The following is an 11,747-nucleotide window of genomic DNA, read 5'->3' on the forward strand; positions in this document are numbered from 1 at the left end:
CTGTTAAGAAAGGAAAAAAGATGGATAGTTTTGACAAAGGATGGTTTGTCCTACAAACATATTCTGGTTATGAAAATAAAGTAAAAGAAAATCTCTTGCAACGTGCACAGACATACAATATGTTGGATAACATCTTGCGTGTTGAAATCCCAACTCAAACTGTACAAGTTGAAAAAAATGGGAAGAAAAAAGAAGTTGAAGAAAATCGTTTTCCAGGTTATGTTCTTGTAGAGATGGTTATGACAGATGAAGCTTGGTTTGTAGTGCGTAACACACCAAACGTTACTGGATTTGTTGGGTCACACGGTAACAGATCTAAACCAACTCCACTATTGGAACAAGAAATCAGAGATATCTTGGTATCAATGGGACAAACTGTACAAGAATTCAATATCAATGTTGAAGTAGGTCAAACTGTCCGTATTATCGATGGTGCCTTTGCTGATTACACAGGAAAAATTACTGAAATTGATAATAACAAAGTGAAGATGATTATTTCAATGTTTGGTAATGATACAGTAGCAGAAGTAAACTTGAATCAAATTGCTGAATTGTGATTGCCGACATTCTATTTGTAGCTATTGACTCTAGTCAACTAATTTTTTATAAAACCAGTTGACAAGATTCTAAAAGTAGGTATAATAGAAAGAGTTGACAAGCTCAAGGTCCGTTGGTCAAGGGGTTAAGACACCGCCTTTTCACGGCGGTAACACGGGTTCGAATCCCGTACGGACTATGGGTGTATCGCGGTTGATGGAAACAGGTTATAAAAAAAAGTTAAAAAAACCTGTTGACAGAGAAAAGTGACTGTGATATACTAATATAGTTGTCGTAAGCGCGACAAAGACCTTTGAAAACTGAACAAGACGAACCAATGTGCAGGGCACTACAACATGAAGTTGTAGTACTGAACAATGAAAAAACAATAAATCTGTCAGTGACAGAAATGAGTGAGAACTCAAACTTTTAATGAGAGTTTGATCCTGGCTCAGGACGAACGCTGGCGGCGTGCCTAATACATGCAAGTAGAACGCTGAAGTTGGTGCTTGCACCGAGCGGATGAGTTGCGAACGGGTGAGTAACGCGTAGGTAACCTGCCTGGTAGCGGGGGATAACTATTGGAAACGATAGCTAATACCGCATAACAGTAGATATCGCATGATAGCTGCTTGAAAGGTGCAATTGCACCACTACCAGATGGACCTGCGTTGTATTAGCTAGTTGGTGAGGTAACGGCTCACCAAGGCAACGATACATAGCCGACCTGAGAGGGTGATCGGCCACACTGGGACTGAGACACGGCCCAGACTCCTACGGGAGGCAGCAGTAGGGAATCTTCGGCAATGGACGGAAGTCTGACCGAGCAACGCCGCGTGAGTGAAGAAGGTTTTCGGATCGTAAAGCTCTGTTGTAAGAGAAGAACGAGTGTGAGAGTGGAAAGTTCACACTGTGACGGTATCTTACCAGAAAGGGACGGCTAACTACGTGCCAGCAGCCGCGGTAATACGTAGGTCCCGAGCGTTGTCCGGATTTATTGGGCGTAAAGCGAGCGCAGGCGGTTAGATAAGTCTGAAGTTAAAGGCTGTGGCTTAACCATAGTACGCTTTGGAAACTGTTTAACTTGAGTGCAAGAGGGGAGAGTGGAATTCCATGTGTAGCGGTGAAATGCGTAGATATATGGAGGAACACCGGTGGCGAAAGCGGCTCTCTGGCTTGTAACTGACGCTGAGGCTCGAAAGCGTGGGGAGCAAACAGGATTAGATACCCTGGTAGTCCACGCCGTAAACGATGAGTGCTAGGTGTTAGACCCTTTCCGGGGTTTAGTGCCGTAGCTAACGCATTAAGCACTCCGCCTGGGGAGTACGACCGCAAGGTTGAAACTCAAAGGAATTGACGGGGGCCCGCACAAGCGGTGGAGCATGTGGTTTAATTCGAAGCAACGCGAAGAACCTTACCAGGTCTTGACATCCCTCTGACCGCTCTAGAGATAGAGTTTTCCTTCGGGACAGAGGTGACAGGTGGTGCATGGTTGTCGTCAGCTCGTGTCGTGAGATGTTGGGTTAAGTCCCGCAACGAGCGCAACCCCTATTGTTAGTTGCCATCATTCAGTTGGGCACTCTAGCGAGACTGCCGGTAATAAACCGGAGGAAGGTGGGGATGACGTCAAATCATCATGCCCCTTATGACCTGGGCTACACACGTGCTACAATGGTTGGTACAACGAGTCGCAAGCCGGTGACGGCAAGCTAATCTCTTAAAGCCAATCTCAGTTCGGATTGTAGGCTGCAACTCGCCTACATGAAGTCGGAATCGCTAGTAATCGCGGATCAGCACGCCGCGGTGAATACGTTCCCGGGCCTTGTACACACCGCCCGTCACACCACGAGAGTTTGTAACACCCGAAGTCGGTGAGGTAACCTTTTAGGAGCCAGCCGCCTAAGGTGGGATAGATGATTGGGGTGAAGTCGTAACAAGGTAGCCGTATCGGAAGGTGCGGCTGGATCACCTCCTTTCTAAGGATAAGGAATGCACATTGGTCTTGTTTAGTCTTGAGAGGTCTTGTGGGGCCTTAGCTCAGCTGGGAGAGCGCCTGCTTTGCACGCAGGAGGTCAGCGGTTCGATCCCGCTAGGCTCCATTGGTGAGAGATCACCAAGTAATGCACATTGAAAATTGAATATCTATATCAAATAGTAACAAGAAAATAAACCGAAAACGCTGTAGTATTAATAAGAGTTTATGACTGAAAGGTCAAAAAAGTAAGGTTAAGTTAATAAGGGCGCACGGTGGATGCCTTGGCACTAGGAGCCGAAGAAGGACGTGACAAACGACGATATGCCTTGGGTAGCTGTAAGTAAGCGATGATCCAGGGATTTCCGAATGGGGGAACCCAACAGGTACTACCTGTTACCCATATCTGTTAAGGATATGAGGAGGAAGACGCAGTGAACTGAAACATCTAAGTAGCTGCAGGAAGAGAAAGCAAAAGCGATTGCCTTAGTAGCGGCGAGCGAAACGGCAGGAGGGCAAACCGAAGAGTTTACTCTTCGGGGTTGTAGGACTGCAATGTGGACTCAAAGATTATAGAAGAATGACATGGGAAGGTCAGCCAAAGAGAGTGAGAGCCTCGTATTTAAAATAGTCTTTGTACCTAGCAGTATCCTGAGTACGGCGGGACACGTGAAATCCCGTCGGAATCTGGGAGGACCATCTCCCAACCCTAAATACTCCCTAGTGACCGATAGTGAACCAGTACCGTGAGGGAAAGGTGAAAAGCACCCCGGGAGGGGAGTGAAATAGAACCTGAAACCGTGTGCCTACAACAAGTTCGAGCCCGTTAATGGGTGAGAGCGTGCCTTTTGTAGAATGAACCGGCGAGTTACGATATGATGCGAGGTTAAGTTGAAGAGACGGAGCCGTAGGGAAACCGAGTCTGAATAGGGCGCTTTAGTATTATGTCGTAGACCCGAAACCATGTGACCTACCCATGAGCAGGTTGAAGGTGCGGTAAGACGCACTGGAGGACCGAACCAGGGCACGTTGAAAAGTGCTTGGATGACTTGTGGGTAGCGGAGAAATTCCAAACGAACTTGGAGATAGCTGGTTCTCTCCGAAATAGCTTTAGGGCTAGCGTCGACATCAAGATTCTTGGAGGTAGAGCACTGTTTGGGTGAGGGGTCCATCCCGGATTACCAATCTCAGATAAACTCCGAATGCCAATGAATTATGGTCGGCAGTCAGACTGCGAGTGCTAAGATCCGTAGTCGAAAGGGAAACAGCCCAGACCACCAGCTAAGGTCCCAAAATAATTGTTAAGTGGAAAAGGATGTGGGGTTGCACAGACAACTAGGATGTTAGCTTAGAAGCAGCTATTCATTCAAAGAGTGCGTAATAGCTCACTAGTCGAGTGACCCTGCGCCGAAAATGTACCGGGGCTAAAACAATTTACCGAAGCTGTGGATACCTTTATAGGTATGGTAGGAGAGCGTTCTATGTGTGGAGAAGGTGTACCGTGAGGAGCGCTGGAACGCATAGAAGTGAGAATGCCGGTATGAGTAGCGAAAGACAGGTGAGAATCCTGTCCACCGTAAGACTAAGGTTTCCAGGGGAAGGCTCGTCCGCCCTGGGTTAGTCGGGACCTAAGGAGAGACCGAAAGGTGTATCCGATGGACAACAGGTTGATATTCCTGTACTAGAGTATGTAGTGATGGAGGGACGCAGTAGGCTAACTAAAGCAGACGATTGGAAGTGTCTGTCTAAGCAGTGAGGTGTGAATTGAGTTAAATGCTTAATTCTATAACATTGAGCTGTGATGGGGAGCGAAGTTTAGTAGCGAAGTTAGTGACGTCACACTGCCAAGAAAAGCTTCTAGCGTTTAAACATACTCTACCCGTACCGCAAACCGACACAGGTAGTCGAGGCGAGTAGCCTCAGGTGAGCGAGAGAACTCTCGTTAAGGAACTCGGCAAAATGACCCCGTAACTTCGGGAGAAGGGGTGCTGACTTTATGTCAGCCGCAGTGAATAGGCCCAAGCAACTGTTTATCAAAAACACAGCTCTCTGCTAAATCGTAAGATGATGTATAGGGGGTGACGCCTGCCCGGTGCTGGAAGGTTAAGAGGAGTGCTTAGCGCAAGCGAAGGTATGAATTGAAGCCCCAGTAAACGGCGGCCGTAACTATAACGGTCCTAAGGTAGCGAAATTCCTTGTCGGGTAAGTTCCGACCCGCACGAAAGGCGTAATGATTTGGGCACTGTCTCAACGAGAGACTCGGTGAAATTTTAGTACCTGTGAAGATGCAGGTTACCCGCGACAGGACGGAAAGACCCCATGGAGCTTTACTGCAGTTTGATATTGAGTGTCTGTACCACATGTACAGGATAGGTAGGAGTCTATGAGATCGGGACGCCAGTTTCGAAGGAGACGTTGTTGGGATACTACCCTTGTGTTATGGCCACTCTAACCCGGATAGGTGATCCCTATCGGAGACAGTGTCTGACGGGCAGTTTGACTGGGGCGGTCGCCTCCTAAAAGGTAACGGAGGCGCCCAAAGGTTCCCTCAGAATGGTTGGAAATCATTCGCAGAGTGTAAAGGTATAAGGGAGCTTGACTGCGAGAGCTACAACTCGAGCAGGGACGAAAGTCGGGCTTAGTGATCCGGTGGTTCCGTATGGAAGGGCCATCGCTCAACGGATAAAAGCTACCCTGGGGATAACAGGCTTATCTCCCCCAAGAGTTCACATCGACGGGGAGGTTTGGCACCTCGATGTCGGCTCGTCGCATCCTGGGGCTGTAGTCGGTCCCAAGGGTTGGGCTGTTCGCCCATTAAAGCGGCACGCGAGCTGGGTTCAGAACGTCGTGAGACAGTTCGGTCCCTATCCGTCGCGGGCGTAGGAAATTTGAGAGGATCTGCTCCTAGTACGAGAGGACCAGAGTGGACTTACCGCTGGTGTACCAGTTGTCTTGCCAAAGGCATCGCTGGGTAGCTATGTAGGGAAGGGATAAACGCTGAAAGCATCTAAGTGTGAAACCCACCTCAAGATGAGATTTCCCATGATTTTATATCAGTAAGAGCCCTGAGAGATGATCAGGTAGATAGGTTAGAAGTGGAAGTGTGGCGACACATGTAGCGGACTAATACTAATAGCTCGAGGACTTATCCAAAGTAACTGAGAATACGAAAGCGTAAGGTTTTCTTGATATTTGATAGATATTCAATTTTGAGTAGGTATTACTCAGAGTTAAGTGACGATAGCCTAGGAGATACACCTGTACCCATGCCGAACACAGAAGTTAAGCCCTAGAACGCCGGAAGTAGTTGGGGGTTGCCCCCTGTGAGATATGGAAGTCGCTTAGCTCGAGGGAGTTTAGCTCAGCTGGGAGAGCATCTGCCTTACAAGCAGAGGGTCAGCGGTTCGATCCCGTTAACTCCCATAGGTCCCGTAGTGTAGCGGTTATCACGTCGCCCTGTCACGGCGAAGATCGCGGGTTCGATTCCCGTCGGGACCGTAATAACGAAAGTTATTTGACTCGTTAGCTCAGTTGGTAGAGCAATTGACTTTTAATCAATGGGTCACTGGTTCGAGCCCAGTACGGGTCATATTTGCGGGTTTGGCGGAATTGGCAGACGCACCAGATTTAGGATCTGGCGCTTAACGGCGTGGGGGTTCAAGTCCCTTAACCCGCATAATAGAAATCAGCCGGCTTAGCTCAGTTGGTAGAGCATCTGATTTGTAATCAGAGGGTCGCGTGTTCAAGTCATGTAGCCGGCATTTTTTTTAATATAAACCAGAGTCGATGCGAACGTAGTTCAGTGGTAGAACACCACCTTGCCAAGGTGGGGGTCGCGGGTTCGAATCCCGTCGTTCGCTTAGAGAGGCCGGGGTGGCGGAACTGGCAGACGCACAGGACTTAAAATCCTGCGATTGGTAACGATCGTACCGGTTCGATTCCGGTCCTCGGCATATATTGAAGAGCACCCTTAGCTCAACTGGATAGAGTACCTGACTACGAATCAGGCGGTTAGAGGTTCGACTCCTCTAGGGTGCATTAAACATTAAACTCGGGAAGTAGCTCAGCTTGGTAGAGTACTTGGTTTGGGACCAAGGTGTCGCAGGTTCGAATCCTGTCTTCCCGATTGATGGCGGTGTAGCTCAGCTGGCTAGAGCGTCCGGTTCATACCCGGGAGGTCGGGGGTTCGATCCCCTTCGCCGCTATAATGATCTTGTTGGACCTTTAGCTCAGCTGGTTAGAGCTCTCGGCTCATAACCGAGTGGTCGTAGGTTCAAGTCCTACAAGGTCCATTGAAATGTTGGAGGATTACCCAAGTCCGGCTGAAGGGAACGGTCTTGAAAACCGTCAGGCGTGTAAAAGCGTGCGTGGGTTCGAATCCCACATCCTCCTTTATTATTAACGCGGGATGGAGCAGCTCGGTAGCTCGTCGGGCTCATAACCCGAAGGTCGTAGGTTCAAATCCTGCTCCCGCAATATTGGCTCGGTAGCTCAGTTGGTAGAGCAATGGATTGAAGCTCCATGTGTCGGCGGTTCGATTCCGTCTCGCGCCATTTTTTAATATGATACTATGCGGGTGTAGTTTAGTGGTAAAACTACAGCCTTCCAAGCTGTTGTCGCGAGTTCGATTCTCGTCACCCGCTTTGAACTTTGTTCAAGTACCAAGTTTTTACTTGGGCGCGTAGCTCAGGTGGTTAGAGCGCACGCCTGATAAGCGTGAGGTCGGTGGTTCGAGTCCACTCGTGCCCATTAATAGGAGAATTACTCAAGAGGCTGAAGAGGACGGTTTGCTAAATCGTTAGGTCGGGTAACTGGCGCAAGGGTTCGAATCCCTTATTCTCCGTAATTAAAGAGCTTTATAGCTCTTTTTTTATTGCCTTAGTCTTATATTATTCTTTTTATAACTCTTAAACATTTGATATAATGTAATTGAAATCACTACAATAATTAGATAACTATAAAGGAGTTGGTTATGGAAGAAAAGAGTATTTTAGGAGGGTTGCTAGTTCTATTCATAAGTCTTTTTATGTTTGGCTGTAGTAATCATAGCTCCGAAAGTTCTAATCAGGGGCTCGATTTATCAACAACTGTTAGTCAATCAAATACTAATGAACTAACTTCCGTAGAGTCTAAGAAAAATTTTAAAGAATTCTACAAGCCAGTTTTTGATAATTATCAAAAAATACTTTCTACACCGAAGGATGTAAATGCAATCTCTGGTCTCTATAAGAGTTTACAAGGCACTGAACGCCCTATCAATAGTTGGTCTCTTGAAAATGCAGTTTTTCAATCAGATAAGATGAGTTATGCCTATGCGGATCTTAATCAAGATGGTGTAGATGAATTATTAGTAGGCGTTGAGCAATCTAATGGTGATTATTTTATTTCGGGTCTTTATTATCTTGTAAATGAGAAACCGGTTCTTTTAGCAGAAGGTTTTGTAGCCGGCCATGGTGGTGCTAGAAATTCTATGAATATCTATAAGGGTGGTGATATCCTGGAATTAAGTTGGTCCTCTGGAACAGGAGAAGGTAGAGGAGTACTCTATCATCTTAATTTATACCAGCAAGTTGCAAGTAAACTACAAGAACAGGATATTCGAGTTCCTGGGAATAAAAGTTTGCACTCTGACTTTGGTAAGACAGAAGCCGAATTAATGAACTTCAAGCAACTAGATTGGCAGAAATTTGAAAGCTCTACTAGCACGACAATTTCGGGAGAAAAGCAGAAAGCACCATGGAATGCTAGCAAGTCTGCTAAATTAGAAGCCTTCATAAAAGGGTGGGGAGAAAGACTAGGACAACCCAATTACCAAAAGGGAATCTCAGGAGGAGATGTGGGGGCTGACCACCTCTATACACTTAGGGATGATGGACCAAGTGAGAAAATGAATGCTGAGTATACGGATACAGGTCTAGGAAATGCTCAGTACCGAATTGTAGAGCGTTATAGCAATTGGGATAAGTACCCGGATGTGCATAGTTACTTTTTTGCGATAACTAACACAGGAGAAACGATTGTTTTTCATTCACCAACGACAAATGGTGGAATCATGTACTTAAAACCGACAGAAAATACAGAGATCCAAGCAGAGTTTAAACGTTTGGTAGAAGAAGAATAATCAATCATAATGGAGAGTTTGGCCTTAGCCAAACTCTTTTTCTTATATATGATTTCAAGTCAAAATTGTTGACAGATGTAATTTCTAGCATTACAATATTATATTAATGATTACACTCTTATAAAAAGTGAGATAAGGATCTTAGCTTTTAAGGAGATGGTGAGGAAGAATATGATTGAATACAAACATGTAGCCTTGCGCTACACGGATAAGGACATTTTAAAAGATGTCAATCTCCGCATTGAAAATGGAGAATTCATGGTGCTAGTGGGTCCTTCAGGATCTGGAAAGACCACCATGATCAAGATGGTGAACCGTCTCTTGGAGCCGACTGATGGCAATATCTATATGGACGGAAAACGGATCAAGGACTATGATGAACGGGAATTACGTCTTTCTACCGGCTATGTCCTTCAAGCCATTGCTCTTTTTCCAAATTTAACGGTTGCTGAAAATATTGCACTGATTCCTGAGATGAAGGGCTGGAGTAAGGAACAAATAGCCACTAAAACAGAAGAACTCTTGGACAAGGTGGGTCTGCCTGCTGCAGAGTATGCAGAGCGCATGCCTAGTGAGTTATCAGGTGGGGAGCAACAACGGATTGGGATTGTGCGGGCCATCATTGCGGAGCCAAAAATCTTACTGATGGATGAGCCTTTCTCTGCTCTCGATGCCATTTCTCGCAAGCAGTTGCAGGCTCTGACAAAAAAATTGCACAAAGAGTTTGGTATGACCACTATCTTCGTGACTCATGATACGGACGAGGCCTTAAAAATAGGCGATCGAATTGCTGTTTTACAGGATGGGGAGATTTGCCAGGTCGCTGACCCTGAAACAATTTTACAAGCACCTGCGACAGACTTTGTAGCAAACTTGTTTGGAGGTGTCCTTCATGTCTAATTTCATTTCAATCTTTCAGGAGCGATTTAGTGAATGGGTAACAGCTCTGGGTCAACACCTACAATTATCTCTTTTGACCTTATTGGTCGCTATTTTTCTGACCATCCCACTTGCGGTTTATCTAAATGGTCACAAAAAAGTAGCGACCTGGGTGCTACAAGTTGCAGGTATCTTCCAGACCATTCCTTCAATGGCTTTGTTGGGGCTCTTTATTCCTTTCATGGGGATTGGAACCTTACCAGCACTCACAGCCCTTGTCATTTACGCTATTTTCCCGATTTTAGAAAATACAATCACAGCCCTGAATGGCATTGATCCTAGTCTTGAGGAGGCAGGGATTGCTTTTGGGATGACCAAGTGGGAGCGACTCAAGAAGTTTGAAATTCCACTTGCCATGCCTGTCATTGTATCGGGGGTTCGAACAGCGACCGTTATGATCATTGGGACAGCGACTCTAGCAGCTCTTGTGGGAGCTGGTGGATTGGGCTCCTTTATCCTTTTGGGAATTGATCGTCGGAATGCTAGTCTCATTTTAATCGGAGCAATCTCATCAGCCATCTTGGCCATTCTCTTTAATGTCATTCTCAAATACTTGGAAAAGGCAAAATTGCGTACGATTGTTTCGACCTTTGCTGTCATGGTCCTTGGTTTGGGAGTTAGTTATGTTCCAAGCATCATTCCACATAATGAGAAAGACAATCTCGTCATTGCTGGGAAGTTAGGACCTGAACCTGAGATTCTCATGAATATGTATAAACTTCTCATCGAGGAAAATACGGATATGACGGTGACGGTTAAACCCAATTTTGGGAAGACAGACTTTCTTTACCAAGCGCTGAAAAAAGGGGACATTGATATCTATCCAGAATTTTCTGGGACAGTGACAGAGAGTCTCCTCCAATCATCTCCACAAATTGGGCATGACCCGGAAAAGGTTTACGAGGTGGCTCGTGATGGTATTGCCAAACAGGATCAACTAGCCTTTCTTAAACCCATGGCTTATCAAAATACTTATGCTATAGCAGTTCCTAAAAAAATTGCGCAAGAATATGGGCTTAAGACGATTTCAGACTTGAAAAAAGTAGAAGGACAGCTCAAGGCGGGATTCACTCTGGAGTTTAATGACCGTGAGGATGGAAACAAGGGTTTGCAGTCTGTTTATGGATTGAATCTCAATGTGGCAACCATGGAGCCAGCTCTTCGCTACCAAGCCATCCAGTCAGGGGACATTCAAATTACAGATGCTTACTCAACAGATGCTGAAATTGCTCGCTATGATTTAGTGGTTTTGGAGGATGATAAACAACTCTTCCCTCCATACCAAGGCGCTCCACTCATGAAAGCTGAATTACTCGAAAAACATCCTGAGTTGGAAGCAGTACTCAATAAACTAGCTGGTAAAATCACCGAGAGCCAGATGAGTCAGATGAACTATCAGGTTGGTGTGGAAGGCCAATCAGCTGAAGAAGTGGCGCGTGATTTTCTAGTCCAGGAAGGATTGCTGAAGAAGTAAACTCTAGTTAGCTTTAGCTACGAACTTGTTCAAATAAGTTAGAATGATAAACCCATCTTGCTTTTGTGCAGGATGGGTTTTTGTGTAAGTTTAAGTCAAGAAATAAATACAATTAGCTAATCTAATAGAATTAAAAGTGTAAGAACTAGAGTAGTTTTTTTTCAGTCTTCATTTCCATGACGTCTAAGTAAAATCTCACTACTTGGTCTTCTTTATAAGATTTCCCCTTTTTCAGCCACCAGGTCAATGTCTCGATAAAGTTAATTACTACAAAATGCTTGAGGTAGGAAGCGGGAATGTTAGGATAGGAAACTTGCAAGTCCTCTGCTACCATAGGATAAACATGGTGTTCCAGTTCTTTCTGTAATTGACGGAGGAAGTAGTCATTTTTTGAGAAAAGAAGACTGGTCACGTGGTCTTGATTTTTCTTAAAATGCAAAAAAATATGTGTCAAATATGCTTCGATGCTAATATTTTCCTCGCGTTCAAAAAGGTGGTGAAAGAGATAGAGGCAAAGCTGGTCTAGGAGTAATTCTTTACTTTCATAATGGCTATAAAAGGTGGAACGACCAACATCTGCTAGGTCTATTATCTCCTGAACGGTGATTGTTTCAAAGTTTTTTTGATTTAGTAATTGCAAAAAAGCAGCATAGATGGCTTTTCGAGTCTTGGTAATGCGACGATCTTGAGTACTCATATGAACA

General features: G+C 45.4%; 5 protein-coding genes, 19 tRNA genes and 3 rRNA genes. 26 read left to right on the forward strand and 1 reads right to left on the reverse strand.

What is annotated here, in order from left to right; translation table 11 throughout:
• The first annotated feature begins 20 nt into the window (after positions 1-20).
• From nusG to LG369_RS01830, 26 genes are all read left to right on the forward strand, one after another.
• Positions 21-557, forward strand: a complete 537-nt coding sequence (gene nusG / locus LG369_RS01705; protein WP_006149705.1) for a transcription termination/antitermination protein NusG — start codon at positions 21-23, stop codon at positions 555-557.
• Between the two features lie 107 nt (positions 558-664).
• Positions 665-736 (forward strand) — tRNA-Glu (locus LG369_RS01710).
• Between the two features lie 229 nt (positions 737-965).
• Positions 966-2,513: ribosomal RNA gene (locus LG369_RS01715) — 16S ribosomal RNA — on the forward strand.
• Between the two features lie 50 nt (positions 2,514-2,563).
• A tRNA-Ala gene (locus tag LG369_RS01720) sits at positions 2,564-2,636 on the forward strand.
• Positions 2,637-2,761: 125 nt separating this feature from the next.
• Positions 2,762-5,662: ribosomal RNA gene (locus tag LG369_RS01725) — 23S ribosomal RNA — on the forward strand.
• Positions 5,663-5,739: 77 nt separating this feature from the next.
• A 5S ribosomal RNA gene (rrf, locus tag LG369_RS01730) occupies positions 5,740-5,855 on the forward strand.
• Together the 16S, 23S and 5S rRNA genes with 19 tRNA genes alongside form the textbook arrangement of a ribosomal RNA operon.
• 4 nt (positions 5,856-5,859) lie before the next feature.
• A tRNA-Val gene (locus tag LG369_RS01735) sits at positions 5,860-5,932 on the forward strand.
• Positions 5,933-5,934: 2 nt separating this feature from the next.
• A tRNA-Asp gene (locus LG369_RS01740) sits at positions 5,935-6,007 on the forward strand.
• 18 nt (positions 6,008-6,025) lie between these two features.
• A tRNA-Lys gene (locus tag LG369_RS01745) sits at positions 6,026-6,098 on the forward strand.
• A 5-nt stretch (positions 6,099-6,103) separates the two neighbouring features.
• A tRNA-Leu gene (locus LG369_RS01750) sits at positions 6,104-6,185 on the forward strand.
• Between the two features lie 12 nt (positions 6,186-6,197).
• Positions 6,198-6,270, forward strand: a tRNA-Thr gene (locus tag LG369_RS01755).
• A gap of 27 nt (positions 6,271-6,297) precedes the next feature.
• Positions 6,298-6,369, forward strand: a tRNA-Gly gene (locus LG369_RS01760).
• Positions 6,370-6,376: 7 nt separating this feature from the next.
• A tRNA-Leu gene (locus tag LG369_RS01765) sits at positions 6,377-6,462 on the forward strand.
• An 11-nt stretch (positions 6,463-6,473) separates the two neighbouring features.
• Positions 6,474-6,547 (forward strand) — tRNA-Arg (locus tag LG369_RS01770).
• 14 nt (positions 6,548-6,561) lie between these two features.
• A tRNA-Pro gene (locus LG369_RS01775) sits at positions 6,562-6,635 on the forward strand.
• Positions 6,636-6,640: 5 nt separating this feature from the next.
• Positions 6,641-6,714, forward strand: a tRNA-Met gene (locus tag LG369_RS01780).
• A 13-nt stretch (positions 6,715-6,727) separates the two neighbouring features.
• Positions 6,728-6,801: transfer RNA gene (locus LG369_RS01785), tRNA-Ile, on the forward strand.
• A gap of 10 nt (positions 6,802-6,811) precedes the next feature.
• Positions 6,812-6,901 (forward strand) — tRNA-Ser (locus tag LG369_RS01790).
• Between the two features lie 10 nt (positions 6,902-6,911).
• A tRNA-Met gene (locus LG369_RS01795) sits at positions 6,912-6,985 on the forward strand.
• A 4-nt stretch (positions 6,986-6,989) separates the two neighbouring features.
• Positions 6,990-7,062 (forward strand) — tRNA-Phe (locus LG369_RS01800).
• Positions 7,063-7,081: 19 nt separating this feature from the next.
• Positions 7,082-7,152 (forward strand) — tRNA-Gly (locus tag LG369_RS01805).
• Between the two features lie 32 nt (positions 7,153-7,184).
• Positions 7,185-7,258 (forward strand) — tRNA-Ile (locus tag LG369_RS01810).
• Positions 7,259-7,264: 6 nt separating this feature from the next.
• Positions 7,265-7,352: transfer RNA gene (locus tag LG369_RS01815), tRNA-Ser, on the forward strand.
• A 129-nt stretch (positions 7,353-7,481) separates the two neighbouring features.
• A complete protein-coding gene (locus LG369_RS01820) occupies positions 7,482-8,630 on the forward strand; it encodes a DUF4767 domain-containing protein (RefSeq protein ID WP_225750047.1) in 1,149 nt (382 codons plus the stop codon).
• Between the two features lie 171 nt (positions 8,631-8,801).
• Positions 8,802-9,530: an ABC transporter ATP-binding protein gene (locus LG369_RS01825; RefSeq protein ID WP_225750048.1), complete on the forward strand. Its 729-nt coding sequence runs from the start codon at positions 8,802-8,804 to the stop codon at positions 9,528-9,530.
• Positions 9,523-11,043: an ABC transporter permease/substrate-binding protein gene (locus tag LG369_RS01830; protein WP_004251515.1), complete on the forward strand. Its 1,521-nt coding sequence runs from the start codon at positions 9,523-9,525 to the stop codon at positions 11,041-11,043. The genes LG369_RS01825 and LG369_RS01830 overlap by 8 nt, the downstream gene beginning before the upstream one ends.
• Positions 11,044-11,188: 145 nt before the next feature.
• Here LG369_RS01830 and LG369_RS01835 read toward each other — a convergent pair whose 3' ends face one another.
• The gene (locus tag LG369_RS01835) at positions 11,189-11,740 is read right to left on the reverse strand and encodes a TetR/AcrR family transcriptional regulator (RefSeq protein ID WP_004251513.1); all 552 of its coding nucleotides are present in this window, start codon (positions 11,738-11,740) and stop codon (positions 11,189-11,191) included.
• Between the last annotated feature and the right edge of the window lie 7 nt (positions 11,741-11,747).

Origin of the sequence: Streptococcus sp. Marseille-Q4154 (assembly GCF_916700545.1) — a bacterium.
In the GTDB taxonomy this organism is placed as follows: Bacteria; Bacillota; Bacilli; order Lactobacillales; family Streptococcaceae; genus Streptococcus; species Streptococcus infantis_I.